The organism is Streptomyces hygroscopicus, from assembly GCF_026168105.1.
Classification (GTDB): domain Bacteria; phylum Actinomycetota; class Actinomycetes; order Streptomycetales; family Streptomycetaceae; genus Streptomyces; species Streptomyces hygroscopicus_D.
Map to the genome: position 1 here is coordinate 91,000 of NZ_LBMW01000004.1, position 26,272 is coordinate 117,271.

24 protein-coding genes and 2 pseudogenes are annotated in these 26,272 nt (G+C 70.3%); 17 read left to right on the plus strand and 9 right to left on the minus strand.

Annotated features, from left to right (window positions below):
- Positions 1 to 46 precede the first annotated feature (46 nt).
- The gene (locus AAW14_RS05745) at positions 47 to 1,732 is read left to right on the plus strand and encodes a peptide-N4-asparagine amidase (protein WP_265560542.1); all 1,686 of its coding nucleotides are present in this window, start codon (positions 47 to 49) and stop codon (positions 1,730 to 1,732) included.
- Between the two features lie 193 nt (positions 1,733 to 1,925).
- On the opposite strand, the gene AAW14_RS05750 is transcribed toward AAW14_RS05745, so the two are convergent.
- The gene (locus AAW14_RS05750) at positions 1,926 to 2,396 is read right to left on the minus strand and encodes a MarR family winged helix-turn-helix transcriptional regulator (protein WP_265560544.1); all 471 of its coding nucleotides are present in this window, start codon (positions 2,394 to 2,396) and stop codon (positions 1,926 to 1,928) included.
- A 193-nt stretch (positions 2,397 to 2,589) separates the two neighbouring features.
- Between AAW14_RS05750 and AAW14_RS05755 the strand changes: the two genes are divergently transcribed.
- Both AAW14_RS05755 and mltG read left to right on the plus strand, forming a co-directional pair.
- Positions 2,590 to 4,392, plus strand: a complete 1,803-nt coding sequence (locus AAW14_RS05755; RefSeq protein WP_265560546.1) for an ABC transporter ATP-binding protein — start codon at positions 2,590 to 2,592, stop codon at positions 4,390 to 4,392.
- A 43-nt stretch (positions 4,393 to 4,435) separates the two neighbouring features.
- Entirely contained in the window at positions 4,436 to 5,272 is an 837-nt protein-coding gene (gene mltG / locus AAW14_RS05760; RefSeq protein WP_265560548.1) for an endolytic transglycosylase MltG, read from the plus strand.
- Positions 5,273 to 5,383: 111 nt separating this feature from the next.
- On the opposite strand, the gene AAW14_RS05765 is transcribed toward mltG, so the two are convergent.
- Both AAW14_RS05765 and AAW14_RS05770 read right to left on the minus strand, forming a co-directional pair.
- On the minus strand, positions 5,384 to 6,466 hold the full coding sequence (locus AAW14_RS05765; RefSeq protein WP_265560550.1) for an NAD(P)-binding domain-containing protein: 1,083 nt from the start codon (positions 6,464 to 6,466) through the stop codon (positions 5,384 to 5,386).
- Positions 6,467 to 6,698: 232 nt separating this feature from the next.
- Positions 6,699 to 6,821 (minus strand): annotated as a pseudogene (locus tag AAW14_RS05770) (sulfonate ABC transporter ATP-binding protein); the annotation flags it as partial.
- A 222-nt stretch (positions 6,822 to 7,043) separates the two neighbouring features.
- On the opposite strand from AAW14_RS05770, the gene AAW14_RS05775 reads away from it, so the two are divergent.
- Positions 7,044 to 7,466: a secondary thiamine-phosphate synthase enzyme YjbQ gene (locus AAW14_RS05775; protein ID WP_265560552.1), complete on the plus strand. Its 423-nt coding sequence runs from the start codon at positions 7,044 to 7,046 to the stop codon at positions 7,464 to 7,466.
- 54 nt (positions 7,467 to 7,520) lie between these two features.
- Here the strand turns inward: AAW14_RS05775 and AAW14_RS05780 are convergent.
- Positions 7,521 to 7,652, minus strand: a pseudogene (locus AAW14_RS05780) (NADP oxidoreductase); the annotation flags it as partial.
- Positions 7,653 to 7,663: 11 nt separating this feature from the next.
- Between AAW14_RS05780 and AAW14_RS05785 the strand changes: the two are divergent.
- The gene (locus tag AAW14_RS05785) at positions 7,664 to 8,059 is read left to right on the plus strand and encodes a bifunctional 4-hydroxy-2-oxoglutarate aldolase/2-dehydro-3-deoxy-phosphogluconate aldolase (protein ID WP_265560553.1); all 396 of its coding nucleotides are present in this window, start codon (positions 7,664 to 7,666) and stop codon (positions 8,057 to 8,059) included.
- 20 nt (positions 8,060 to 8,079) lie between these two features.
- Entirely contained in the window at positions 8,080 to 8,649 is a 570-nt protein-coding gene (locus AAW14_RS05790; protein WP_265560555.1) for a PfkB family carbohydrate kinase, read from the plus strand.
- Between the two features lie 82 nt (positions 8,650 to 8,731).
- On the opposite strand, the gene AAW14_RS05795 is transcribed toward AAW14_RS05790, so the two are convergent.
- Entirely contained in the window at positions 8,732 to 9,331 is a 600-nt protein-coding gene (locus AAW14_RS05795; RefSeq protein ID WP_265560557.1) for a TetR/AcrR family transcriptional regulator, read from the minus strand.
- 257 nt (positions 9,332 to 9,588) lie between these two features.
- On the opposite strand from AAW14_RS05795, the gene AAW14_RS05800 reads away from it, so the two are divergent.
- The 4 genes from AAW14_RS05800 to AAW14_RS05815 are packed head-to-tail and all read left to right on the plus strand — an operon-like array spanning position 9,589 to position 14,438.
- Positions 9,589 to 10,179, plus strand: coding sequence for a 2Fe-2S iron-sulfur cluster-binding protein (locus tag AAW14_RS05800; RefSeq protein ID WP_265560559.1), 591 nt, complete (start codon positions 9,589 to 9,591; stop codon positions 10,177 to 10,179).
- On the plus strand, positions 10,176 to 11,168 hold the full coding sequence (locus tag AAW14_RS05805) for an FAD binding domain-containing protein (protein ID WP_265560561.1): 993 nt from the start codon (positions 10,176 to 10,178) through the stop codon (positions 11,166 to 11,168). The genes AAW14_RS05800 and AAW14_RS05805 overlap by 4 nt, the downstream gene beginning before the upstream one ends.
- Complete coding sequence (locus AAW14_RS05810) at positions 11,165 to 13,303, plus strand: xanthine dehydrogenase family protein molybdopterin-binding subunit (protein WP_265560563.1); 2,139 nt, start codon at positions 11,165 to 11,167, stop codon at positions 13,301 to 13,303. Before AAW14_RS05805 ends, AAW14_RS05810 begins: the two co-directional genes overlap by 4 nt.
- On the plus strand, positions 13,296 to 14,438 hold the full coding sequence (locus tag AAW14_RS05815) for an XdhC family protein (RefSeq protein ID WP_265560565.1): 1,143 nt from the start codon (positions 13,296 to 13,298) through the stop codon (positions 14,436 to 14,438). Before AAW14_RS05810 ends, AAW14_RS05815 begins: the two co-directional genes overlap by 8 nt.
- 78 nt (positions 14,439 to 14,516) lie before the next feature.
- Here the strand turns inward: AAW14_RS05815 and AAW14_RS05820 are convergent, their stop codons facing one another.
- Complete coding sequence (locus tag AAW14_RS05820; RefSeq protein ID WP_265560567.1) at positions 14,517 to 16,394, minus strand: glycoside hydrolase family 15 protein; 1,878 nt, start codon at positions 16,392 to 16,394, stop codon at positions 14,517 to 14,519.
- Positions 16,395 to 16,689: 295 nt separating this feature from the next.
- On the opposite strand from AAW14_RS05820, the gene AAW14_RS05825 reads away from it, so the two are divergent.
- The 5 genes from AAW14_RS05825 to AAW14_RS05845 all read left to right on the plus strand — a co-directional run bounded on the left by AAW14_RS05825 (position 16,690) and on the right by AAW14_RS05845 (position 22,300).
- Positions 16,690 to 17,529 (plus strand): SDR family oxidoreductase, encoded by an 840-nt coding sequence (locus tag AAW14_RS05825; RefSeq protein ID WP_265560569.1) that lies wholly within the window; start codon positions 16,690 to 16,692, stop codon positions 17,527 to 17,529.
- Positions 17,530 to 17,600: 71 nt separating this feature from the next.
- A complete protein-coding gene (locus tag AAW14_RS05830; protein ID WP_265561020.1) occupies positions 17,601 to 18,989 on the plus strand; it encodes a cytochrome ubiquinol oxidase subunit I in 1,389 nt (462 codons plus the stop codon).
- Positions 18,986 to 20,041: a cytochrome d ubiquinol oxidase subunit II gene (locus AAW14_RS05835; RefSeq protein ID WP_265560570.1), complete on the plus strand. Its 1,056-nt coding sequence runs from the start codon at positions 18,986 to 18,988 to the stop codon at positions 20,039 to 20,041. Before AAW14_RS05830 ends, AAW14_RS05835 begins: the two co-directional genes overlap by 4 nt.
- A gap of 283 nt (positions 20,042 to 20,324) precedes the next feature.
- Positions 20,325 to 20,513 carry a hypothetical protein gene (locus AAW14_RS05840; protein ID WP_265560572.1) on the plus strand — a complete coding sequence of 63 codons (189 nt, stop codon included), beginning with the start codon at positions 20,325 to 20,327 and terminating at the stop codon, positions 20,511 to 20,513.
- Between the two features lie 239 nt (positions 20,514 to 20,752).
- Positions 20,753 to 22,300 (plus strand): cytochrome b, encoded by a 1,548-nt coding sequence (locus AAW14_RS05845; RefSeq protein ID WP_265560574.1) that lies wholly within the window; start codon positions 20,753 to 20,755, stop codon positions 22,298 to 22,300.
- Here AAW14_RS05845 and AAW14_RS05850 read toward each other — a convergent pair.
- Positions 22,227 to 22,616, minus strand: coding sequence for a cytochrome c oxidase subunit 4 (locus AAW14_RS05850; RefSeq protein WP_265560576.1), 390 nt, complete (start codon positions 22,614 to 22,616; stop codon positions 22,227 to 22,229). The two genes, AAW14_RS05845 and AAW14_RS05850, sit on opposite strands and share 74 nt — an antisense overlap.
- The gene (gene ctaD / locus AAW14_RS05855) at positions 22,613 to 24,286 is read right to left on the minus strand and encodes a cytochrome c oxidase subunit I (protein WP_265560577.1); all 1,674 of its coding nucleotides are present in this window, start codon (positions 24,284 to 24,286) and stop codon (positions 22,613 to 22,615) included. Before ctaD ends, AAW14_RS05850 begins: the two co-directional genes overlap by 4 nt.
- 283 nt (positions 24,287 to 24,569) lie before the next feature.
- Here ctaD and AAW14_RS05860 point away from each other — a divergent pair, with 283 nt between their 5' ends.
- Positions 24,570 to 24,929: a DUF6479 family protein gene (locus AAW14_RS05860; protein WP_265561022.1), complete on the plus strand. Its 360-nt coding sequence runs from the start codon at positions 24,570 to 24,572 to the stop codon at positions 24,927 to 24,929.
- A 122-nt stretch (positions 24,930 to 25,051) separates the two neighbouring features.
- Here the strand turns inward: AAW14_RS05860 and AAW14_RS05865 are convergent, their stop codons facing one another.
- Positions 25,052 to 25,447 carry a DUF5997 family protein gene (locus AAW14_RS05865; RefSeq protein ID WP_265560579.1) on the minus strand — a complete coding sequence of 132 codons (396 nt, stop codon included), beginning with the start codon at positions 25,445 to 25,447 and terminating at the stop codon, positions 25,052 to 25,054.
- 58 nt (positions 25,448 to 25,505) lie between these two features.
- Between AAW14_RS05865 and AAW14_RS05870 the strand changes: the two genes are divergently transcribed.
- Positions 25,506 to 26,267 (plus strand): LysR substrate-binding domain-containing protein, encoded by a 762-nt coding sequence (locus AAW14_RS05870; protein ID WP_265560581.1) that lies wholly within the window; start codon positions 25,506 to 25,508, stop codon positions 26,265 to 26,267.
- Positions 26,268 to 26,272: the final 5 nt, after the last annotated feature.

Here is a 26,272-nt window from a genome sequence, read left to right on the forward strand (position 1 = left end):
GAGTGCTCATTGCGGCCCGGGCCGACTCCCCGTAGAAACACGGGACATGAGAAGCCGGATCATCATGTCCATGCTCATCGGAACGGCGCTCGCGCTCAGCGCCCTCCTCGGCGCGGGTCCCGCGTCGGCCGAGATCTCCGCGTCGGCAATGGCTCCTGCGTCGGCAAAGGCTCCCGCGGGTGCGTCCCCCGTCACCGTCACTCCACCCGCCGAGTTCGGCTCCGACTGGCACGATCCGCTGACCGCCGCCCCACCGGTCACGCGGCCGGACTCACCGTCCTGTCAGGTCACCCTCGCCGAGGCGCAGTTCCGCGATTTCACCCCCTACCGTGGTACGTACAGCCCGCCGAACGGCTGTGGCGACCGCTGGAGCAAGGTCGTGCTGCGCCTCGAGGGGAAGGTCAGGGGGCGGCAGTTCGACCGGCTCGGCTATCTGCACGTCGGCGGGGTGGAGATCCTGCGCACGTCCACCCCGGAGCCGTCGCCGGACGGGATCGAATGGTCCGTCGAGAAGGACGTCACCCGATACAGCGACACGTTCCGTCACAGCCGTGACGTCGAGATGCTCATCGGCAACGTCGTCGACGGCACCTACACCGGGGTCATCGACGTCAAGGTCACCCTGACGTTCTACAGGGGCGGGCCCGAACGTACGCCCGCTCCCGCGGGCAGTTCCACCCGTATCCCCGACCGCGTCCTCACCCTTCATGACGGCACACTGACCACCCCCCGCAACAGCGAGCGCCTCGTCGCCGAGGTGTACGCCACCGGATCGGGCGGCGGCTGCGAGGAGGACTGGTACCTGACCGTGCCCGACTCCGTGCCGTACTCCTGCAAGGCGGCCGGCGGTCCCTACCGCGAGGTGCAGATCAGTGTCGACGGCCAACTCGCCGGAATCGCGGCACCCTTTCCCACCGTGTGGACGGGCGGCTGGTCGAATCCGTTCCTCTGGTACGTGATCCCGGGACCACGCGCCTTCGACGTCAAGCCGATCGAATACGACCTGACGCCCTTCGCCGGGATCCTCGACGACGGCCGACCGCACCGGGTGGAGGTCTCCGTCGCAGGTGTACCTGCGGGACAGACCGGCTGGTCGACGCCGGTGAACGTACTCGTCTGGCAGGATGCGAAGAGCGTGGGCGTCACCGGGAGGCTCACCGCGCACCGGGCCGGAAGCCTCGCCAACTCCACGGTCTACACGCCGGGTTCGCAGAACCGGCTGAACGCCGAGGGCGGTCACCGGCTGACGGTCACCGGATACGTCGACACCTCGCACGGCCGGGTCACGACCACCGTGAGCCGGACGCTGGCGAACAGCTCCTTGCACCGTTGGACCGACGGAGAGAACACGGACGGGCTCGAGGCCACCTGGACGGACGACGAGTCGGTCACCGTCGACGGGCTCGGCCCGGTCCGTACCAGCCGCACCCACCGCACCTACACGATGGCCGGTACCACGACGCTCGGGGCGGACAACCGGCTGCGAACCGTTCTGGCGCTCGGCGACCGGGCCGCCGTCATCGAGACGCGTGACGGCCGGCGCACCGCCTGGTCACGACTCGACGACACCTACACCGGCGACGCCGCCTACACGGCCAACGCGCCGCGCGACCAGCGACACGCAGTCGGAACGACGAGCGAGCGGTACCGGCTGTACGGCTCGGACGGCTGCTACGACCGGCGGCTGACCACGGTCCAGGGAGTGCTCACCGAGGACCGCAGCGGCCGCTGACCAGGGGATGACGGGCGTACCCGGTTCGGCTCGCCTCGCGCTGTCCGCGACCGCTACTTCCCGCGGGTGATCCCCGCCGGGTCGTCGCACTGCTGCCGGGCTCGCATACGGACTCGCTGTGCGTTCCGGTCCGGGTGCGCCCCGATCCGGTTCCGGGGCCGGAAGGCCTCCTCGTGTCGGCGCCGAGCCGTCGTCAGCACTGTTCCTTCGGCCCGGATGCGGCGGGGAGGTCGCCGCCGTCGATCAACGTGTTGAGCAGATCCCCGAGGGCCTCGCGCTGCACCTCCGTCAGGGGGGCCAGGATCTCCTCCGCCGCCGATCTGCGGGCGCCGCGCAGTTCGCGCAGCGTCTCGCGGCCCTGGTCCGTGATCTCGATACGGATCACGCGGCGGTTCGTCGGATCGGGCACCCGCCGTACTCTCCCGCTCGTCTCCAGGCCGTCGACCAGAGTGGTCACCGCCCGCGGCACCACCTCCAGCCGCTCGGCCAGATCCGCCATCCGGGGCGGTGAGCCGAAGTGCGCGAGGGTCCGCAGCAGCCGGGACTGGGCCGGCGTTATGCCCAGCTCGCGCCGCTCCAGATGGCGCTTCTGGATGCGGTGCACCCGGCGCGTGAGCCGCAGCAGCTGCTCGGCGAGCAGGCTGTCGGGATCGGGGGTGGTCATGCGGGAACAATATCAGGATGCGGTTCATTGTGAGTATAGGTAACAATGAGCTAGGATCCGATGGCGGATCATCCGCACCCGTGCGGCGGCCCATCATGACGTGGATCCGTGACCCGTTCCCGTCCTGCATCGCCGCCGTCCCGCCCGCAGCGTCCCGATCCCGTGTGCCGCTGCCTCACCTCCGTAGGAGCCCATGCACCCCGACCAACCCACCTGGACCCCGTCCCCCGGCGACTCGCCGGAACAGCCGCGGCAGGTGCGCCGCATCCTCAAGCTCTTCAAGCCGTACGGCGGCCGGCTCGCAATCGTCGGCCTGCTGGTCGGCGCCGCGTCTCTGGTCTCCGTCGCCACGCCGTTCCTGCTCAAGGAGACGCTGGACGTCGCGATTCCCCAGGGGCGCACCGGTCTGCTGAGCCTGCTTGCGCTCGGCATGATCCTGAGCGCCGTGGTCACCAGCGTCTTCGGCGTGCTGCAGACCCTGATCTCCACGACGGTCGGCCAGCGCGTCATGCACGACCTGCGCACCGCCGTCTACGGCCGGCTGCAGCGCATGTCGCTCGCCTTCTTCACCCGCACCCGCACCGGTGAGGTCCAGTCCCGCATCGCCAACGACATCGGCGGCATGCAGGCGACAGTCACCTCGACCGCGACCTCGCTGGTCTCCAACCTCACCAGCGTGGTCGCCACCATCGTGGCCATGGTGGCCCTCGACTGGCGGCTCACCGTCGTCTCGCTGCTTCTGCTGCCCCTGTTCGTCTGGATCAGCCGCCGTGTCGGAAACGAGCGCAAGAAGATAGCCACCCAGCGCCAGAAGCAGATGGCCGCGATGGCCGCCACGGTCACCGAGTCGCTCTCCGTGAGCGGCATCCTGCTGGGCCGCACCATGGGCCGGGCCGACTCGCTCACCCGGTCCTTCGAGAGCGAGTCCGAGAGCCTCGTCGACCTCGAGGTCAAGTCCAACATGGCGGGCCGCTGGCGCATGGCCGTCATCACCATCGTCATGGCCGCCATGCCGGCCGTCGTCTACTGGACCGCGGGCGTGGCGCTCCAACTCGGCGGCCCGTCCATCTCGATCGGCACGCTCGTCGCGTTCGTCTCGCTCCAGCAGGGCCTGTTCCGGCCGACCGTGAGCCTGCTGTCCACCGGTGTCCAGATCCAGACCTCGCTCGCGCTCTTCCAGCGCATCTTCGAGTACCTCGACCTGCCCATCGACATCACCGAGCCCGACGACGCCGTCCACCTCGACCAGGTCAAGGGCGAGATCCGTTTCGAGGGGGTCGGGTTCCACTACGACGGCAAGAGCGGTCCGATCCTCGAGGACATCGACATCACCGTTCCGGCGGGCGGCAGTCTCGCCGTGGTCGGCCCCACCGGCTCCGGGAAGTCCACGCTCAGCTATCTGGTCCCCCGGCTGTACGACGTGACGGGCGGGCGGGTCACGCTCGACGGCGTCGACGTACGCGACCTCGACTTCGACACGCTCGCCCGAGCGGTCGGCGTCGTCTCCCAGGAGACGTACCTCTTCCATGCCTCGGTCGCCGACAATCTGCGCTTCGCCAAACCGGACGCCACCGACGAGGAGCTGTACGCGGCGGCAAGGGCCGCCCAGATCCACGATCACATCGCGTCACTGCCCGACGGGTACGACACGGTCGTCGGTGAGCGCGGTCACCGCTTCTCGGGCGGCGAGAAGCAGCGACTCGCCATCGCGCGTACCATCCTGCGCGACCCGCCGGTCCTCATCCTCGACGAGGCGACCAGCGCCCTCGACACACGTACGGAGCGGGCGGTCCAGGAATCCATCGACGCGCTGTCCGCCAATCGCACGACGCTCACCATCGCCCATCGGCTGTCCACGGTTCGGAACGCCGATCAGATCGTCGTCCTCGACTCCGGACGCACGGTCGAAAGGGGCACGCACGAGGAACTGTTGGAGCTGGACGGCCGATACGCGGCCCTCGTTCGCAGAGACGCCCAACTGGAGCCGACAAGATGACGATATGCCAGGTTTATGGCTTTCGGCGGGTTACGGTGCCCGCATGCAGACGCACACTCCGCCACTGAAGCCGGTCCGACTGACGCATCGCGGCCGGGTCGCGCTCGTCGTGACCGGTGCCGTCGCGGCGGCCGCCGCTCTGGCGGTGCCGCTGCTGACCCCGCTCGGCGACGACCAGTCCCGGACCGCCTCGCTCGTCATCCCGGAGGGATGGCGCGCCGGCCAGGTCTACGGGGCCGTCGACAAGGCCCTCCGGCTGCCGCCGGGTGCCACCAGGAAGGCGCTGGCGAAGGTTCACCTCAAGCTGCCGAACGACGCGCAGGGCAATCCGGAGGGCTACCTCTTCCCGGCCACGTATCCGCTCCGCGGGGAAACGACTCCCGAGTCCCTGCTGCAGTACATGGTCGACACGGCGAACAAGAGATTCGGCGGCGGCACGATCACGGCGGGCGCCCAGCGCCACGCGATGAATGTCTACCAGGCCGTCACCGTCGCGAGCATCGTGCAGGCCGAGGCGGCGACCAGGGCCGACATGGGCAAGGTTGCCCGGGTCATCTTCAACCGTCTGCAGCGGGGCATGCCGCTGCAGATGGACTCGACCGTCAACTACGCGATGAGCCGTTCCACGCTGGACACCACCACGGCCGACACGAAGATCGACAGCCCCTACAACTCGTACCGGCGCATGGGTCTGCCTCCGACGCCGATCGCCAACCCGGGCGAGGAGGCGATGCGCGCCGCGCTCAACCCGACGCCGGGAAATTGGCTGTACTTCGTGACGGTCAAACCGGGCGACACACGGTTCGCGGCGGGCTACGAGGAACACCGTCGGAACGTCGAGGAGTTCAACCGGCTGCGTGCCGGCAGGGCGCAACGCTAGGAGTCGGCGTACGGGCCCGGACGGGCCTTGGCGGCGACCGGTACTCCTGGACCTCCTGTGCGGATGTGAGTGCCCCGGACCTCATGCGACTGTGGCCCGGGTCCTCGGACCTCATGCGGCGGCGGACTCTCCCGAGAGCAGTCGTCCGATGTCGCGCACGGCTGCGCGGCCCGCCCGGCTGGCGCCGATCGTGCTGGCCGACGGGCCGTAGCCGGCCAGGTGGATCCGGGGGTCGGAGACCACCCGCGTGCCGTCGATCCGGATGCCGCCACCCACTTCGCGCAGCCGAAGGGGGGCGAGATGGCCGATCGCAGCCCGGAAGCCGGTCGCCCACAGGATCACATCGGCGTCCACGTGCGGCCCGTCGTCCCATTCCACGCCGTCCGGCATGATCCGGTCGAACATCGGCCTGCGGTCCAGGACGCCGTCCGCAATGGCCTTCCGCACCGCGTCGTTGAGCGGCAGCCCGGTCACCGAGACCACGCTCCTCGGCGGCAGACCCTGGCGCACCCGCTCCTCCACGAGCGCCACGGCCGCCCGCCCCACCTCCTCGGTGAACGGGCCCTCACGGAACACCGGCGGACGCCGGGTCACCCACGTGGTTGCGGCGGCGTACGGCGCGATCTCCATCAGATGCTGGGTGCCGGACGCCCCGCCACCGACGACGACCACCCGCTGCCCGGCGAACTCCTCGGGGCCCGGGTACTGCGCCGTGTGCAGTTGCCGTCCCCGAAAGGTTTCCCCGCCGGGGTAGCGCGGCCAGAAGGGGCGGTCCCAGGTGCCCGTGGCGTTGATCAGCGCCCGCGTCGACCAGGTCCCGGCCGACGTCTCGACGAGCAGCCGCCGGTCCGTTCCTTCGCGCACGGCCCGGACGTCGACAGGCCGCCGTACACGTAGGGCGAAGGTGCGCTCGTAGAGGTCGAAGTACTCGGCGATGACCTCGGACGACGGGCGCGCGGGATCCGCGTCCGTCAGCTCCATGTCCGGGAGCGCGTGCATCCCGTGGACCTTGCCGTACGTCAACGAGGGCCAGCGGAACTGCCAGGCACCGCCCGGGCCGGGGGAGTGATCGAGGACCACGAAGTCGCGGTCCGGCTCGAAACCCGTGCGCCGCAGGTGATAGGCGTTGGACAGTCCGGCCTGACCAGCGCCTATGACGACGACGTCGACCTGGTGCACCCCGATATTGTTCACGCTTCTACCAACCGTACGGGGGTCGAGGATCTTCCCTGAACGATTGCTCGGCGGCCTCGGCGGCCTCGGCGGCCTCGGCGGACCGAAACAGCTGCTCAAGGCCCGGAGGGCGTACCGTGCGGTCCCGGGCGATGCCGAGTCCCTCGGGCGCGTGGGCGTGCCGGTCCACGAGAGCACGGCCGTCCCCGCCCGCCCACACCGTGGCCCATGCCGCGGTGTGCGCGTAGCCCCTGCCGTCGTCGATCACCCGCACAGGATCGGCGAGCAGCACTGCCTCCTCGATGTCATCCTTGACCAACAGCACCGCGCAGCCCAGGCGTTGCCATAGCTCGCACACCAAGCGCTGCGCCTTTAAGCACGGAGAAGGCGTCAGCGGCCGCGGCGACACGCGGCGGAGGCCACCCGCAGCAGGTCGATGTGACCGCGCATGGTGAGCAGGGCTGAACGCAACATGCGGGTGAAAAGTAGCCAGATGGCCCATGCCCGGTCAACGGACGCCTCGCGGAATGGATCCTGCGTATTACGGGACGGACAGCCGGTCAGGTGTGAAGGCAGGTGCATGGGTGACTATGGAGCCATGTCCGATGTCTTCAGCACCCGTGTCTTGAACATCGCCTCCGGTTCCGCGGAAGCGGTCGTCGATATCACCCAGGAGTGTGAGGCCTTCGTCCGCGAAGCGTCGCGTGGCCGTGACGGCCTGCTGAACGTCTTTGTCCCGCACGCCACCGCCGGAGTGGCGGTCATCGAAACGGGCTCCGGAAGCGATGACGACCTCCTTGCCGTGCTCCATACACTGCTCCCCGCCGACGACCGGTGGCAGCACCGCCACGGCAGTCCCGGCCACGGCCGTGACCATGTCCTCCCGGCCCTCGTCCCGCCCCATGCGACCCTGCCGGTCGTCAGCGGCCGACTGGGGCTCGGGACATGGCAGTCCGTGTGCCTGGTGGATACGAACAGGGACAATCCCGACCGTCAGGTGCGGCTGAGCTTCCTGGCGTGACTGCCTTCCGAGGAGCAGCTCTGGCGGTCGGCCGATGATCGAGGAATTTGTACGGGCTCCCTGTGCCGCTGCGGCCAGTTGCTGCGCGGCTGAAGGGCCTCCCTCCGTCAGCAGCCGGAAGCCCGGTCCGACCGGGCTGGGGCAGTCGAGCAACACCTTGCCCTCCAAGGCCGCGTGCAGGTCCTGTAGCCCGGATCGTGCCCGTCGTCCGTGTACGGAACGCGGACGCGGCCCTCGGCCTCGTCGACCGGCTCGCCACCGCGTGTCTCGACGTCATCGAGATCACCACCACGATCGACGGCTGGGACCACGTCTTGCGCACCACGGCGGAGACCCGCCCGGACATCTGCTTCGGCGCGGGTCCCGTCACCACACCGCGACTCGCCCGGCAGGCCGTGGCAGCGGGCGCGCGGTTCTGCGTCAGCCCCTGCCTCGTACCGGACGTCCGTGCCGAACTGAGCGTTACCGGCACTCCGTTGATCGAAGGCGGAACCACCCCCACCGAGGTCCTTGGCGCGGCACAGCGTTCCGACTCCGCGGCCCGAAAGCTCTTTGCCGGCACCGACGGGCCGAGCACATCACCGGCGACCTGATCCATCTGTCCGGCATCACGTTGCAGATCGCCTCCGCGTCCGCCCGCCGAGCGCTGTCGACCCGACTGCGGAACCTGCGCCCGGAGGGCACGCTGGTCAGTTTCGACACCGACTACCGCCCCTCCGGTTGGCACTCGCCCCAGGAGGCGGCGGACGTGATGGACCGGTTCGCCGGGCTCGCTGACATCGTCCTCGCCTCCTGGGACGACGAAACCGCCCTGCACGACAGCCTGACGCCGGAGGCCGCCGCACAACGGCTGGCCGCTCTCGGACCCTGCGAAGTCATCGTGAAGACGGGGGCGGACGGCGCCCACCTGCTCGTCGGCACCCAGCTCCATCACACACCCGCCGTCGTTCCGGCCCGCGTCCTCGACACGACAGCCGCCGGCGACGCCTTCGCCGGCGGCTACCTCGCTGCCAGAATCACAGGCAGGGCCCCACCGAGGCCCTCCGGACCGCAAGCCGGGTCGCCGCAGTGGTGGTCGCCCACCCCGGGGCGATCACACCCGCGAGTGTTCCGCTGCTGCCAACCAAGTGACGAACTGCGGGGCCGGAGTACAGCTGATCCCGGTCTCGCCCGGAGGCACTGACTGACCGTCGGCGAACCGGCTCTTCAAGGCTTCGCGGACGGTCGGACGCCCCTGGGGTACGTGGGCGCCCCTGGGGGTACGCTCACCCTCCGGAAGCGCCTGCGCGCAGTCCGTCCATGACGAGGTCCAGGAGCCTGGCCGCGCGCGGCTGCCAGTCCCCGTGGGGGTCGATCTGCCAGAGACCGGCGATGGCCAGGAAGAAGTCCTCGGCGGACAGTCCCGGCCGGATGGTACGGGCCTCCTCGTTGGCGCGGAGCAGGAGTTCGGCCGCGGCGGTCACGGGGGTGTGTCCCGGTTTCGCCGGGCCTCCCGGTGTGCTGCTCGCCTGGCGGATGGCGTCCGCCAGGCCGGCCTTGGCCATGGCGAACTGGGCCAGGCGGTCCATCCACTCGCGCAGGGCCCGGTCGGGTTCCCGGCTCTCGAGCAGCTGGACCGCGCTGTCGGCGACCTGCTGCATCTCATGGCGGTAGATCTCGAGGACGAGGGCCTCGCGATTGGGGAAGTTGCGGTAGAACGTGCCCTGCCCGACGCCCGCCTTCTTGGCGATCACGCTCAGCGGAGCGTCCGCGGAGCGGGTCAGCTCGACCAGCGCCACTTCCAGGATGCGCTCGCGGTTGCGTTGCGCGTCCGAGCGCTGAGGCGGATCCTTCTTCGCCTGCACGTCTCCTCCTCGCGGGCTCATGGCGCGAACCCGACCTTGCTAAGCGGACAGCTGTCCGTTACGTTGAAAGCCAGTAGCGGACAGCTGTCCGGTTGGGTCCACCATAGCGGCGGATGCGGCCGGCGCCTGCAACCGGTGACCGCCGCCACCGATGCTCCTTCCTTGCATCCTGCATTTCCCGTCCCGACATCGCTACGTACAGCGCCATCTCCCCGTCTCCTGATCGTCTGTCTCCCGGCCCCTCCCGAGGCGGTCCGGATACGCGAAAGAAGCTGATCATGGCCCCAGCGCCCTCGTCGACGTACAGCGCCATCACCCTGAACATCAACGGCGAGAAGTACGCGCTGTCCGTCGACCACCGCACCACCCTCCTCGACGCGCTGCGTGAGCGCCTCGATCTCACCGGTACCAAGAAGGGCTGCGACCAGGGGCAATGCGGTGCCTGCACCATCCTGCTCGACGGGCGCCGCGCCGTCTCCTGTCTGCAACTCGCGGTAGCGGCCCAGGGGCGTGAGATCACCACCATCGAGGGCATGGCCCAGGGAGAACGGCTCCATCCGGTGCAGCAGGCGTTCCTCGACCTCGACGGCTATCAGTGCGGCTACTGCACGCCCGGGCAGATCTGCTCGGCCGTCGCGGTGCTCGAGGAACACGCGGCGGGCTGGCCGAGCGCCGTGACCGACGACGTGCGGCCCGAAGCCGGGCCGCCACCACTGACCGCCGAGGAGATCCGGGAGCGGATGAGCGGCAACCTGTGCCGCTGCGGCGCATACGTGTCGATCGTCCAGGCGGTGGCCCGCGCGGCCGCGACCGACGCGACCGACGCGGAGACGGCGGAGGCGGAGAACACGGCGGAGGCGGTGGCATGAGGGAGTTCGGCTACCAGAGGGTGTCCGACGTCGCCGACGCCGTCGCGCTGCTCGGCGCCGATCCGGACGCGCGCTTCCTCGGCGGGGGCACCAACCTCGTCGACTTGATGAAGACCGGCGTCGAACGGCCCGCCCGCCTCGTCGACGTCCGCGAACTTCCTCTGGACCGGATCGAGTCGACCAAGGACGGCGCACTGCGCATCGGCGCGACCGTGACCAACAGCGATCTCGCCGCCCACCCCGAAGTCCGGCGCCGCTACCCGGCATTGACGCAGGCCGTACTCGCCGGTGCCTCCGGGCAGCTGCGCAACATGGCAACGGTCGGCGGCAACCTGCTCCAGCGCACCCGCTGCGGCTACTTCGCCGACGTCACCAAACCGTGCAACAAGCGTCTCCCCGGCAGCGGTTGCCCCGCCATCGAGGGCGAGCACCGCAACCACGCCATCCTGGGCGCCTCCGACCACTGTGTGGCCGTCCACCCCTCCGACATGGGCGTGGCACTGACGGCCTTCGATGCCGTCGTTTCGTACGAAACAGCCGACGGACCGGGCGAGTTGCCACTCGCCGACTTCTATCCGCCCGTGGGCCACACCCCGCACCTGGAGACCGCTCTGCCGCCGGGAGCGCTGATCACCGGCGTCACCCTGCCACCCGCTCCGGTCGCCGCCCTCTCGCGCTACCGGAAGGTGCGCGAGCGTGCCTCGTACGCATTCGCGATCGGCTCGATCGCCGCCGCGCTCGAGGTCCGCGACGGTGTCGTGCACGACGTGCGGTTGGCCTTCGGCGCGGTCGCCTCCCGGCCGTGGCGGGCCCGGGCGGCCGAACGCGTGCTGAGGGGGGCACCGGCCGGGGGCGAGACCTTCGCCGCCGCCGCGGAAGCCGAACTGGCGACGGCGAAGCCGCTGCCGCACAACGGATACAAGGTGACACTCATGCGCAACCTCGTGGTGGGCGTGCTGACCGAACTCGCCGAGGAGGCCGCCCGATGACCACCGTGACGACCGGGACCACGACGGCGAAGGGCTCCGTCGGCACCGCGCACACCCGAGTTGAGGGCCGGGACAAGGTGACCGGAGCGGCCCGCTACGCGGGAGAGATCCCCTTCGCCGAGCTCGCCCACGGCTGGCTGGTGCTGTCCACCGTCGCCCGGGGCCGCATCAGCTCGGTTCAGGACGCCTCCGTCCTCGGGATGCCGGGCGTGCTCGCCGTCCTGCACCACCGCAACGCCCCGCCTGTCGAGACCGACTACATCGGCCTTCTGGGAGTCCGGCCGGACCCGACCGCCGCTGTCTTCCAGCACGACCGGGTGCCGCATGTGGGCTGGCCGGTGGCGCTTGTCGTCGCCGAGACGTCGGAGCAGGCCAGGGAGGCCGCCGAAGCGCTCGTGGTGCACTACGAGGAGGAGCCCCACGACGTCGCCTTCTCCGGCAGCCGCGCCGACGCGTACCCGCTGGACGCCCATATGCCGGCGGTGAGCGAGAAGGGCGACCTGGAGTCCGAGCTCGCCGCGTCCGCCGTCGTCCTCGACGCGGAGTACACCACGCCCGAAGAGCACCACAGCCCGATGGAGCCTCATGCGGCGACGGCCTTCTGGGACGGCGGCCGGCTCGAAGTCGTCGACTCCAACCAGGGCACCACCTGGGTGGCGGGCGAGCTGGCGAAGATGTTCTCGCTCGATCCGGCCTCGGTGCGGGTGCGGTCCGAACACGTCGGCGGCGGCTTCGGCAGCAAGGGCCTGCGCGCCCATCAGGTGGCCGCCGTGATGGCCGCAACGATCCTCCAGCGTCCGGTCCGCGTGATCATGACCCGCCGTCAGATGTTCTCGCTCGCCGGCTACCGCAGCCCCACGACACAGCGGATCAGGCTCGGCGCCGATGCCGACGGGCGGCTGCGCGCGCTCGAACACCACTGCCTGAGCCTCACGTCGACCGTGCACGAGTTCATCGAGCCCGGGGCCGGAGTGGCACGGGCGATGTACGACGCCGACGCCCACCACACGGCCAACCGGCTCGTACGGCTCGACGTACCGACCCCGACCTGGATGCGCGCTCCGGGCGAGGCACCCGGCTCGTTCGCACTCGAGTCGGCGCTCGACGAACTCGCGGAGAAGTGCGGGATCGACCCCATCGCGCTACGCGTACGCAACGAGCCCGAGCGGGGTCCGGTGTCCGGGCTGCCGTTCAGCAGCCGCAACCTGCTCGCCTGCTTCCGCGAAGGAGCCCACAGGTTCGGCTGGGCGGACCGGGACCCGCGCCCCGGGCTGCGCCGTGAAGGGCGCTGGCTGCTGGGCACCGGCACGGCGGCAGCCTCCTTCCCCGCAGGAGCCGCACCGTCCACGGCGGTCGTGACAGCGGAGGCGGACGGATCCTTCACCGTGCGGATCGCCGCAGCGGACATCGGTACCGGAGCACGGACCGCGCTCACCCTGGTCGCCGCAGACGCGTTGGAGGTGACACCCGACCGTGTCCGGGTGCGGATCGGGGACAGCGACTTCGGACCGGCGATGATCGCCGGAGGTTCGATGGGCACCCGCTCATGGTCCTGGGCGGTCATGACCGCGGCCGGGGAACTGCGGGAACGTCTCGCCCTGGGCACCGGTGTTCCGCCGGAGGGGATCACTGTACGGTCCGACACCTCTGCGGCCATCGGCGCCCTCGCGCAGAAGGAACGGCACGCCTTCGGAGCCCAGTTCGCCGAGGTCGCCGTGGACGTCACCACCGGAGAGGTGCGCGTGCGGCGCATGCTCGGCGTCTTCGCGGCGGGCCGGATCGTCAACCCGCTCACGGCGCGCAACCAGTTCATCGGCGGGATGACCTGGGGCATCTCCATGGCCCTGCACGAGGAAGCGGTCAGGGACCAGTCCTCGGGCGGCCACGTCGGAGCCGACCTCGCCGGCTATCACGTCGCCACACACGCCGACGTGCCGCTCATCGAGGCGGACTGGGTGGACGACCCGGACCCGGAAGACCCGGTCGGGATCAAGGGCATTGGCGAGATCGGCATCGTGGGCGCCGCGGCGGCGATCGCCAACGCGGTCTGGCACGCGACCGGTGTACGCCACCGGAGCCTGCCCATCCGTCCCGACCGCGTTCTGCCGGGGGCGACGGGGGCGCCGCATGCTTGACATCGCAGAGGAGCTGCGCCAATGGGTCGAGGAGGGCCGGGACTTCGCCGTCGCCACCGTTGTGGCCGTCAGCGGCAGCGCGCCACGCGGCCCGGGCGCCGCCCTCGCCGTCGACGGCGAGGGCACGGCCCTCGGCTCGGTCTCCGGCGGTTGCGTCGAAGGAGCGGTGTACGACCTGTGCGTCCAGGCACTCCAGGACCGCAGGACCGTCCTGGAACGCTTCGGGTACAGCGACGAGGACGCCTTCGCCGTCGGGCTGACCTGCGGCGGGGTCATCGACGTCCTGGTCACGCCGGTCGGCGCGGAAGCGCCCGCCGACGTGGTGGTGCGCTCGGCGCTCACGGCCGCCGCCCGGGGTGAGCCGGCGGCCATCGCCACCATCGCCCGGGGCCCGGCCCACCTCCTGGGCAGGGCCGTGCTCGTGCGCCCCGACGGGGGGTACGAAGGCGGCCTCGGCGGCCACCCGGAGCTGGACCGGACGGCGGCGGCCGTCGCCCGGGCCATGCTCGACACCGGCCGTACCGGCACGGCCGACCTCTCGCAGGACGGATCGCACTGCCCCGGCGGCGTCACGCTGTTCGTCGAGTCGGACGTGCCACCGCCTCGTATGATCGTCTTCGGTGCGATCGACTTCGCCGCGGCGCTCGTGCGTGCGGGCAAGTTCCTCGGGTATCACGTGACCGTGTGCGACGCCCGCCCGGTCTTCGCCACGCGAGCCCGCTTCCCGGAGGCCGACGACATCGTGGTCGACTGGCCGCACCGATATCTGCAGCGCACCGCGACCGACCGGCGCACGGTCCTGTGCGTGCTCACCCACGACGCCAAGTTCGACGTACCCCTGCTGAAGACGGCACTGCGGATGCCGGTCGCGTTCGTCGGCGCGATGGGCTCACGCCGCACCCACGAGGACCGCAACCGGCGCCTGCGGGAAGCCGGCGTGAGCGACCAGGAACTGGCCCGGCTGAGGTCGCCGATCGGCCTCGACCTCGGTGCCCGTACGCCCGAGGAGACCGCCCTGTCGATCGCGGCGGAGATCGTCGCGGCCCGGCGGGGAGGGACGGGCGTTCCGCTCACCGGTTCGCGGACGCCGATTCACCGTGCCGAGGGAGGGCGGGACACCGTGGCCGCCGCCTGAGGCCGCCCGCACGGATCCGCGGCCTCGCGTCGTGCCGTACGGCCGGGCACCCCCTGCACGGAGCCTCTTGGGTCGTGGTCACGCTCCCCTGACGCGCCATGGGGGCGCCTCGTCGTCATCGTGCAGACGCGGTGCCCGGTCCGCGGCCTCGTCCAGAGCCTTGTCGAGGGAGGCGGCGGCCATGATGAGCGCGAGGTGGGTGAAGGCCTGCGGGAAGTTGCCCAACTGCTCGCCGCCCGGGCCGATTTCCTCGGCGAACAGGCCCACGTGGTTGGCGTACGTCTGCATCTTCTCGAACGCATAGCGCGCCAGGCGCAGTTGGCCCGCTCGGGCCAGCGCGTCGACGTAGAGGAAGGTGCAGAGGCTGAAGGTGCCTTCGGAACCCCGCAGGCCGTCGGGCGAGGCGCTCGGGTCGTAGCGGTAGACGAGGCTGTCGGAGACCAGCTTGCGGTCGATCGCGTCCAGCGTGGTCAGCCAGGCCGGACTGAGGGGGGCGAGGAAGCCGAGCCGCGGCAGCAGGAGCAGTGAGGCGTCCAGGACGTCACCGTCGTAGTGCTGGACCAGAGCCTGCTGCTCTTTGCTCCAGCCCCGCTCCATGACCTGTTCCAGGATCGTGTCGCGGGCGGCCGTCCAGCGCGCGGTGTCCGCCGGGCGGCGCCAGTCCTCGGCCAGACGCAGCCCGCGGTCCAGAGCCGTCCAGCACATCACGCGGCTGTAGGTGAAGTGCTGGCGGCCGCCGCGGGTTTCCCAGATGCCCTCGTCGGGGCGGTCCCAGGCGTCGCAGAGCCAGTCCAGGGTCCGGCTGAGCCCCTTCCAGCCGTGGTAGCCGATGTGCATGCCGATGTTGCTGTTCTCGGAGAGGGCGTACATCGCCTCGCCGTAGATGTCGAGTTGCAACTGGTCGGCCGCCGCGTTTCCGGCACGCACCGGAGACGATCCGCGGTACCCCTCGAAGTGCTCCAGGATCTCCTCGGTCAGCTTCGGGTCCCCGTCCACCCGGTACATGATCTGGAGCGGTTCCTCGCCCGGTCCCGCCTGGTCGTGCAGCCGGTCCCCGAGCCATCGGGTGAAGGCGGTCGCCTCCTCCACGAAACCCAGGTCGAGCAGGGCGCGGACGGACAGCGAGCCGTCCCGCACCCAGGTGTAGCGGTAGTCCCAGTTGCGCTCGCCGCCCACCTGTTCGGGCAGGCCCATCGTCGCCGCGGCGATCGGGGCGCCGGTGGGGGCGTAGGTGAGCAGTTTCAGGGTGATGGCCGACCGGTGCACCATGCCCGGCCACCGTCCTCGGTAGCGGCTGGTGCGCACCCACCGCTGCCAGAAGTCGATGGTGCGCCAGATCTCCTCGGAAATCCTTTCCTCGGAGGGCGGCTCGGGCGCGGGCCCGCCCGGTCGGCAGACGGTGAAGAGCACCGCCGCGGCCTGTCCCTCCCGCAGGGTCACATGCCCCGTGACGTCGTCACCGTCGCGCTCGAGCGGAAAGGTGCTCTGCAGATGGGCGGTCTGGTCCGGGGCGTGGAAGGCCGCACCCTCCGGCCGCAGATCGAGGCGGTGGCCGGCGCGGGCGTAGTCGAACCGGGGACGGCACTCCAGGGCGAAGCGGACCGTGCCGCGCACGGTACGTGCGACCCGGATCAGCGTATGGCGGTCGCCGGCCTGCGCGGACCGGTCGGCCGGCATGCAGTCCACCACCTCGCCCACGCCGTCGGGCGACATGAACCGGGTCACGAGCACGGCGGTGTCCGGATAGTAGAGCTGCCGCCAGTTCCCCGCGTCCGCGCCTTCCGGCGCCAGCCGGAAATACCCTCCCCGATCGTGGTCCAGCAGGGCCGCGAAGACACTGGGTGAGTCGAACCGAGGAGCGGCGAACCAGTCCACCACGCCCTTGGCGGAGACCAGGGCGGCGGTCTGCAGATCGCCGACAAGCCCGTGATCAGCGATCGGCGGATAGCGATCCATATCACCAATGTGCGGCATCAGGCGCCCTGGCGCGCGGCGAGTCGCGACGGTGTGCGAGGGTGCAGGCCGGTCCACCGTCCGGCCCTGCTCCACGGGGCTGCACGGCGCGGGGCTGCACGGCGCGGGGCGGCAAGCGGAGCTGGGCCGTTGGTCTGACATCAGGTCCCGGTCGGCCTACAAATGGGTTTCGCGGCGGTCCGGACGCTCTCGCCAGTGGTGTGGTCATGGGTGATCGGCCCCGACGATCCGCGCGGTCCCGGGCCGTGTTCCGGGGCAGCAGCGACTGGAGGCAACCGTGGGCACCAGCGTGAGTGTGGATGGGCAGATCACCGCGTTCCCGCTTCTGAGAGGGCAGAAGGCACTGGTCACCGGCGCCAACTCGGGGATCGGCAAGGCCACCGCCATCGGTCTGGGGCGGATGGGCGCCGATGTCGTCGTCAACTATGTCGCCGACCGTGACGCCGCGGAGAAGGTGGTGCAGGAGATCGAGAGCCTCGGGGTGCGCGCCTACGCCCACGAGGCGGACGTCTCCTCGGAGGACCAGGTCGTCGGGATGGTGTCCCGCATGGTGGAGGAACTCGGCACCATCGACATCCTGGTGGCCAACGCCGGCCTGCAACGGGATGCGCCCCTCACCGACATGACCGTCGATCAGTGGCACAAGGTCCTGGACGTCAACCTCACCGGGCAGTTCCTGTGCGCACGCGAGGCGGCCAAGGAGTTTCTGCGCCGGGGAGTGGTCCCGGAGGTGTCGTCCTCCGCCGGGAAGATCATCTGTATGAGCTCGGTCCACCAGATCATTCCCTGGGCGGGCCATGTGAACTACGCGGCATCCAAGGGCGGAGTACTGATGCTGATGCAGACCCTGGCCCAGGAACTGGCACCGCACAGGATCAGGGTCAACGCGGTCGCGCCGGGGGCCATCCGAACGCCCATCAACCGCAGCGCCTGGGACACCCCCGAGGCCGAGGCGAGCCTGCTGAGCCTCATCCCCTACCGCAGGGTGGGCGAACCGGAGGACATCGCGAGGGCGGTCGCCGTACTGGCCTCCGACCTGCTCGACTACGTCGTGGGGAGCACCCTCTACGTGGATGGCGGCATGACGCTGTTCCCCGGCTTCGCCACGGGGGGCTGACCGTGAGCGGCCCGGCAGTGCCGTCCGCTCCGTCGGCCCTGTCGCTGCTTTCGGCGCACGCGCCGCCCCAGATGCTGCCCGCCCGGGAGCTGATGGCCTTCACGCTGGCCTCCCACATCGTCCTGGTGCCGCTGGCCGTGGCGCTGCCGTTCATCACCCTGGTGATGCACCATCGGGGCCTGCGCCGCGGTGACCCCGTCGCCCTGTTGCTGGCCCGGCGCTGGTCGGCGGTGATGGCCGTGCAATTCGCCGTGGGCGTCGTCACCGGCACCGTGCTCACGTTCGAGTTCGGACTGCTGTGGCCTGCGATGATGGGGCGCTGGGGCGACGTGTTCGGCCTCGGCTTCGGCATCGAGGGCTGGGCCTTCTTCCTCGAAGCCGTGCTGCTGGCCATCTACCTCTACGGCTGGCGCCGGCTCAGGCCCTGGACGCACTTCTGGCTGGGCGTACCCCTGCCGTTCGTGGCGATGCTGGGCGCGTTCGGCATCCTGGCCGCGAACTCCTGGATGAACACACCGGGGGGCTTCAGTCTCGGCGCCGCGGGCCGCCCGGTGGACGTCCGTGTGCGCCAAGCGGTGTTCACACCGATGTTCGGACCGCAGTACTGGCACTTCGCGGTCGCCATGTTTCTGACGGCCGGGTACGTGGTGGCGGGCGTGTACGCCGTCGGATGGCTGCGCGGCCGCAGGGACCGCTACCACCGGCTCGGCTTCTGTGTGCCGTTCACCGTTGCCGCCGTGATCACTCCGGTGCAGTTCGTGCTCGGTGACGCGATTGCCCGGGCCGTCTTCCACAAGCAGCCGGTCAAGTTCGCGGCCACCGAACTGGTGTGGACCACCGACCGGCACGTACCGGAGTACCTGTTCGGCCGGCTGCAGCCGGACGGAACCGTCAAGGGCGGCATCAGGATCCCCCAACTCGACTCCATCCTCGCCGGATTCAGCCCGGACACCCAGGTCACGGGACTGACCTCGGTCCCCGCGGGCGACCATCCGACCGTCGTCCAGGCCACCATCGCGCACTGGGCCTTCGACATCATGGTCGGCGTCGGCAGTCTGCTGATCCTGTTGGCGCTCTGGTACGGCTGGTCCTGGCTGCGGCGGCGTGACATGCCGGGGTCGCGCTGGTTCTACCGGTGCGCGGCCCTCGCTGGGGCGGCCTCGGTGCTGACGGTGGAATGCGGCTGGGTCACCACCGAGGTCGGCCGGCAGCCATGGATCGTCTACCGGCACATGCGTGTGTCGGAAGCGGTCACGAGCACCCGGGCCGGGGCCCTGTGGGCGATGCTCGGCCTGGTCATCGTGGTCTATGCGCTGGTCTTCTCGGCCTTCCTCGCCATCGTGCTGAAGATGCGGACACGCTGGCGGCAGGCGGACGAGGGCCTGGAGGGCGAAGGACCCGAAAGCGTCACGCCCTACGGACCCCGCCCCGAGACAGCCGTACCCGGTGGCGGCCGATGAGCGCCGGGGGCCTGGTGGCCTTGGTGCTGCTGATCGTGGTCGCCGCCTACTCCTGTGCGGGAGGCGTCGACTACGGGGCGGGCTTCTGGGACCTGGTGGCCGGCGGCGCCGTACGCGGTGAGCGGCCCAGATGGCTGATCGACCACTCCATGGAGCCCGTCTGGGAGGCCAACAACGTCTGGCTGATCTTCATCATGGTGATCTCGTGGACAGGGTTCCCGGTGTTCTTCCAGACCCTGTTCACGGCCCTGTGGCTGCCCCTCGCGCTGGCGGCCGTGGGCCTTGTGCTGCGCGGTGCGGGCTTCGCCCTGCGCAAACCGACGCGACGGCTGGCCGAGCGGCGTGTCTACGGCGCGGCCTTCGCCGTTGCCTCCCTGCTCACGCCCTTCTTCCTGGGTGCGGCTGTGGGGGGCCTCGCCTCCGGGCGTGTGGCCCCGGGGACCCAGGCGTCCGCGGACACCTGGGCCAACCCGTCCTCCATCGTCGCCGGACTGCTCACCGTCGCCGCGACCGCCTTCCTCGGGTCGGTGTTCCTCACCGCCGACGCTCACGGCCTGGCCGCCGTGGACCTCGTCGGGTACTTCCGGCGACGGGCCTGGGCAAGCCTTGTCGTGCTCGCCGTGCTGGCCCTCGCCGGTGCCGTCGTGACCCGCGACGACGCGCCCTATGTGTACGGCGGCCTCACGAGCGGAGCCGGTCTCGTGCTCGTCCTGGCCGCGGTCGTCGGCGCGCTCGGCACGGCCTGGCTGCTGGCCCGGGGAGCCTTCGGATGGGCGAGGGTCACCGCCGTCGTCTGTGTGGCCGCCGTCGTCTTCGGCTGGGGCATCGCCCAGCGTCCCTACCTGGTGCCCACCTCGCTGACCGTGGCGCAGGCCGCCGGGGCCCCCACGACCCTGCGCTGGCTGCTCCTCGTCATCGTCGTCGCGGTGGTGGTCGTCGGGCCTGCGCTGGTGCTGCTGTACCGCCTGGACACCCGGGGAAGGCTGGAAGCGCTCTCCGACACGGACCTGCGGCGACCCGCGGCCGCACGTGACACTCCGCCGACGGTCTGACGGGCCGTCCGGCCACTGCGGTATCCGTGCGCGTCACCTGTCCTGGGCACCGTCGTCGTGCAGCCTCCGCCACAGGCGGGTGCGGCGGTTCATCATTCTCCGGGTGAAGGTCTCGTCCGTCGACTGAAGGTAGGGAGCAGCGCGTGGTGCAGGAGCGACGCGCGCCGGGCGGACGCAGGGCCCTGCGCACCCGGGAGCCACTGCCTGAACGGCCGGAATCTCCGGGCGAGAACGGGGAACCCGCGCCCCGACAGGCACAGGGGAACACCTCCGAGGAGGTCCGATGGCCGAACACCGACGCGACGAAGAGTTCTACGAGCGCGACCGTCCCGCACACCCCACGCTGGCGGAGGACCGGCCACGGGGAGCGCAGCCCGGGGAATCGGTGAACCCCGGGGGGCCCTGGGCGATGGTGGCCATTGTCACCGTCGTCGTCCTGCTGGTGGTCCTCGGTATCGCGCTCTTCCCGTGAGCACGGGCATCCCGCGGGGCCGGGTCGGTTGACCACTGGCATCCCGCGGGGGCCGGGTCCGTACACATCCGAACGGGTGTACCGCCCCGGGCGCGCGAGTGTTTCGCCGTCACGGCGTGCTCGTCCTGCCGCCGCGGGGCAAGGCATGGCAGAGAGCGGTCAGTGAGAGGCTGTGGAAGGAGGCGGTCCGTGCACCGGGACCGGCATGAAGGGTCCGCCGACCACGACATGGACGCGCGATGAGCGAGGAGCAAGAACCATCGCCGCCGGCACCCGCGCCGACGGCCGGGGCCGGCCGTCCCGGAGAGCGTTTCGCCGACGCCCTGGACGCGCGGCTGCCCGTGCTGGACGGTGGCGGGCGGCTGCTGCGCAAGGCCTTCCCCGAGCACTGGTCGTTCTTCCTCGGTGAGATCGCGCTCTACAGTCTGATCCTCCTCATCCTGACCGGTGTGTGGCTGACGTTCTTCTTCAAGCCGGAGATGCGCGAGGTCGTCTACCAGGGACCGTATGTGCCGCTGCGCGGCGTCCTGATGTCGGAGGCATTCGACTCGACCCTGCACATCAGCTTCGACGTCCGCGGCGGACTGCTCATCCGGCAGATGCACCACTGGGCCGCCCTGGTGTTCGTCGCCGCGATCTGTGTGCACCTGCTGCGCATCTTCTTCACCGGGGCCTTCCGCAGGCCACGAGAGATGAACTGGGTCATCGGCGTTACGCTGTTCATGATCGCCCTCGCCGAGGGCTTCGCCGGGTACTCGCTCCCCGACGACCTGCTCTCGGGCACGGGGCTGCGCATCGCGCAGGGCATCATGCTGTCCCTGCCGATCGTGGGGACGTACGTGAGCATGTTCGTGTTCGGGTCCCAGTTCCCCGGCGAGGACCTCGTCCCCCGCCTGTACGCCCTGCACATCCTGCTGCTGCCCGGGGCACTGATCGCCCTGGTCACCGTGCACCTGATCCTGGTCTTCCACCTGAAGCACACCCAGTGGCGCGGGCCGGGCCGGACCAACCGGAACGTCATCGGCAAGCCGCTCTACCCGCAGTTCACGGCGTCCTCGACCGGCCTGTCGCTCACCGTCTTCGGTGTGCTGACCCTTCTCGCCGGTCTCGCCCAGATCAACCCCGTATGGGCGTACGGTCCTTACCGGCCTGACCAGGCGTCGACCGGCTCGCAGCCCGACTGGTACGTCGGCTTCCTGGAGGGCGCGCTACGGCTGGTGCCGCCGTGGGAGACCGTCGTCGCCGGTCACACGATCATGTGGAACGTCCTGCTGCCGGCGGTCGTGCTGCCGGCGCTGTTGTTCCTCGTGCTGTACGCCCACCCGTTCGTCGAACAGCGGCTGACGGGGGAGTGGCACGAGGAGCAGCACCTGTGCGACCGGCCGCGGGAACGGCCCGTGCGCACCGGACTCGGCGTCGCGGGAATCACCTTCTACGGTGTCCTGCTGCTGGCCGGTGGCAACGACATCATCGCGAACGCCTTCCGGGTCTCGCTGAACGCCATGACGTGGATCCTGCGCATCGCCCTGGTGGTGGCGCCGGTCATCGCCTTCCTGCTCACCCGGCAGGTCTGCCACGCCCTGGCGGAGACGGAGCAGAAACGCCTGGCGAAGGGGGACGAGACAGGGGAGGTGCGCCAGACCGTGGAAGGCGGCTATGCGAGCGACCACCGGCCCGTGACCCGGTTCCCGCCGGGAGCACCGAGGAAGCCGCTCAGCTCCCGCGCGCCGCGTACTGGAAAACCAGACCGAGAACTCCCCGCGCGAGAATCCCGACGCCGAGGATGAACAGCCACAGGCCGTAGACCACGCCCGTCGCTGCGACGGCGAAGCCAAACGCCGTGACCACGGGCCACGGGCTGTGGGGCGGGAAGAACTCCAGGGGCCCGGCGCCGTCGGCCACTTCGGCGTCTGGCCGGTCCTGGGGCCGGATCCCCCTGCGCCGGTACTGCACCGTGCAGAAGAAGGAGATCACCCCGGCCATCCCGAACGCGACGATCAGCACCGCGGTACCGGCCGGATCGTGCGACCACGCGCCGTACAGCGCGGCGGCGCCCCCGAAGAACACGGCGACGCCGCCGAAGAGCAGTGCCTCGATCTTCATCGCCGTCCCTCCTCCACTTCCTGCCGGACGACCTCGGGGTGGTGCAGGTCGAAGGCAGGCGACTCGGACCGCACCCGCGGCAGGGCCAGGAAGTTGTGGCGCGGCGGCGGGCAGGACGTCGCCCACTCGAGCCCGCGCCCGTACCCCCAGGGATCGTCCTCCGTGACCCGCCGTCCGTGCCGGGCGGTGTGCCAGACGTTGTACAGGAACGGCAGCGTGGAGATCCCGAGCAGGAACGCCCCCGTGGACGACAGGGTGTTCAGCAGGGTGAAGCCGTCCGCCGGCAGATAGTCGGCGTAGCGCCGGGGCATGCCCTCCGCCCCGAGCCAGTGCTGCACCAGGAAGGTCAGCTGGAAGGCCGGGAAAAGCAGCCAGAAATGGAGCTTGCCCAGCCGCTCGTTCAGCATCTTCCCGGTGAACTTGGGCCACCAGAAGTAGAAGCCGGCGAACATCGCGAAGACCACGGTGCCGAACAGCACGTAGTGCAGGTGCGCCACGACGAAATACGAGTCGGTGACATGGAAGTCCAGCGGCGGGGACGCGAGGAGCACGCCGCTCAGACCGCCCAGCAGGAACGACACCAGGAACCCGAACGCCCACAGCATCGGCGTCTCGAACGACAGTGACCCCTGGTGGATCGTGCCGATCCATGCGAAGAACTTGATCCCGGTGGGCACCGCGATCAGGAATGACATCATGGAGAAGAACGGGAGCAACACGGCGCCAGTGGCGAACATATGGTGCGCCCACACCACTGCGGACAGCATGGTGATGGCGATCGTCGCGCCGATCAGCGGCAGGTAGCCGAACAACGGTTTGCGCGAGAAAACCGGCAGGATCTCCGTGACGATCCCGAAGAACGGCAGCGCGACGATGTAGACCTCCGGATGGCCGAAGAACCAGAACAGGTGCTGCCAGAGGATGGCACCGCCGTTCGTGGCATCGAACACGTGCGATCCGAATTTTCGATCGGACTCCAGGGCCAGCAGCGCGGCGGTGAGCACGGGGAAGGCCGGCAGCACCAGGATCGAGGTGAACAGGATGTTCCAGGTGAAGATCGGCATCCGGAACATCGTCATGCCCGGGGCGCGCAGGCACATGATCGTGGCGATGAAGTTGACCGCGCCGAGCGTCGTCGACACGCCGGTCACCACGAGGCCCATCGTCCACAGGTCGCCGCCCGCGCCGGGGGTGCGGTACGCGCTGTTCAGCGGGGCATAGGCGAACCAGCCGAACGAGGCGGCACCACCGGGCACCAGGAAGCCCGACACGACCATCAGGCCGCCGAAGAGGTACATCCAGTACGACAGGGCGTTCAGCCGGGGGAATGCCACGTCCGGTGCGCCGATCTGCAGCGGCATCACCGCGTTGGCGAACCCGGCGAACATGGGGGTGGCGAACAGCAGCATCATCACCGTGCCGTGCACCGTGAAGAACTGGTTGTAGACCTCCTCGGACATGAACTGCAGCCCGGGACGGGCCAGCTCCGCCCGCATCCCCATGGCCAGCAGCCCGGCGAGGAGGAAGAAGCAGAAGGCCGTGACCATGTAGAGACGACCGATCACCTTGTGATCGGTCGTCGTGGTCCAGCGCACCAGCGCCCGGCCGAGAGAGGACGTGGATGTGGTCTTGCGCCCGGCGGCGATGATGCGTTCCGACAGTTGTGTCATCGTCCTCCTCCACGGGCCTTCGCCCCGCGGCGTCATGCCGGTCCCAGGGGCCGGACGACACGCGAGCGCATCGCGGGTGTCCCGGTCGCGCCAGGGGAAACCGTTCAGGGGAAGAGAAAGGGCCGCGGCGGGGTCCCGTACCTGCGCCGGCCCGCGTACGACCGCCGGTCCGGATCATGACCGTCTGCGGGCGACGCTATCGCCGAGGTACCCGGGGCGCGTTCGCGCCACGCCCGTCGGCACGGTTCACTTCGCGCGACGGGGGTACCCGGCCGCAATGCTGATGATCTCGATGGAATGGGCCGCTTCGAATGCCGCGTGGGGCATGATCGCTGCCTTCGTCGGCGGTCTCGTCATCGCGGGCGCCCTGGTGTGGGCCGTGCGGCTCGGCATCAAGGTGCGCCGACGGGAACCGGGCCCACCGCGCCGCTCCGACCACCCGACCCTGCCGCCCACCGGACCCGTCATGGAATCCCGGGAGGTCAGGGAGCCGAACGAGATGCCGCTCGCCCGGGACGAGAGCGAGCGCCTCACCCCGCACGAGATCCACGCCTCGGGAAGCCGGCGCAGCGCGGACCAGCAGCGCCCCCGGTGGAACTCCGGCTCGGGCGGCTCCTTCGGCGGTGGCCCCGGGACGACCTGACCCGGAGCAGGCCCTCGGTGGGCGCCGAGGCGACACAGCGCGAAGGTGACACAGCGCGAAGGCGACACAACGCCGAGTCCGAACATGCCGTCGGCGAGCCCCGCACCGCCGACGGCCGGACGTCAGGAACGCGCGTCGGGGTCCCGCTCGGCGTTCTTCTTCTTGATGCGCGCCGCTTCCTTGCGGACCTCGGCCTGGGTGGCGCGCTCCTTCTCCAGCCACGCGGGCATGTCGTTCTTGAGCGCTTCGATCTGCTCGGTGGTCAAGGGCTCGGTGACCCCGCCGCGCGTGAGGCCCGCGATGGAGACGCCCAGCTTCGCCGCGACCACCGGGCGGGGGTGCGGGCCGTTGCGTCGCAGCTCCCGCAGCCACTCGGGCGGATTGGCCTGGAGCTCGTTCAGCTCGGCGCGCGAGACCACACCCTCCTGGAACTCGGCGGGGGTGGCGGGGAGGTACACACCCAGCTTCTTCGCCGCGGTCGCGGCCTTCATCGTCTGGGTGGTCTGGTGCGACTTCATGCTGTCCAGACTATCGGCCGGGTACGGAGCCTTTGACCACGCCGGGTAACCTGGCGGGGTGACAGGCTCGGAAGTACCCCCCTCGTTCCGGCTCGTGTACGTCCCCGGGGTGACGCCCGCCAAGTGGGTGCGGATCTGGAACGAGCGCCTGCCCGACGTTCCCCTCACCCTTCTCCAGGTGCCGGCCGCCGAAGCGTCCGAGGTGATGCGCAGGGGTGGAGCGGACGCGGGACTCCTGCGGCTGCCGGTCGACCGCACGGTCTTCAGCGCGATCCCCCTCTACACCGAGACGACCGTGGTCGTGGTCCCCAAGGACCATGTGGTGACGGCGGCGGACGAGGTGTCCGTCGCAGACCTCGCCGACGAGGTCGTCTTCCACCCGCTCGACGACGTCCTCGGCTGGGAGCAGCCGCCCGGGGAGCCCGCGTTCGAGCGGCCCGCCACGACGGAGGACGCCATCGAACTGGTGGCGGCGGGCGTGGGTCTGCTCGTCGTCCCCCAGTCGCTGGCCCGTCTCCACCACCGTCGGGACCTCACCTATCGGCCGGTCGTGGATGCCCCCCGGTCGAGTGTCGCTCTGTCTTGGCCCGAGGACGCGACCACCGACCTGGTGGAGCACTTCATCGGGATCGTCCGCGGACGCACGGTCAACAGCACACGCGGGCCCGCCGCACCTGCCGCCCAGCACACGCGCGGGCGGCCCGACGCGGTCGCGGCACGGCAGAAGCCCACGGCGAGGAAGTCCACCGGCAAGAACCCGCGAAGCGGATCCGGCGGTCCCAAGGGCGTCAGACGCGGCAAGCCCCGTCGCCGTTCGTAGCCAGG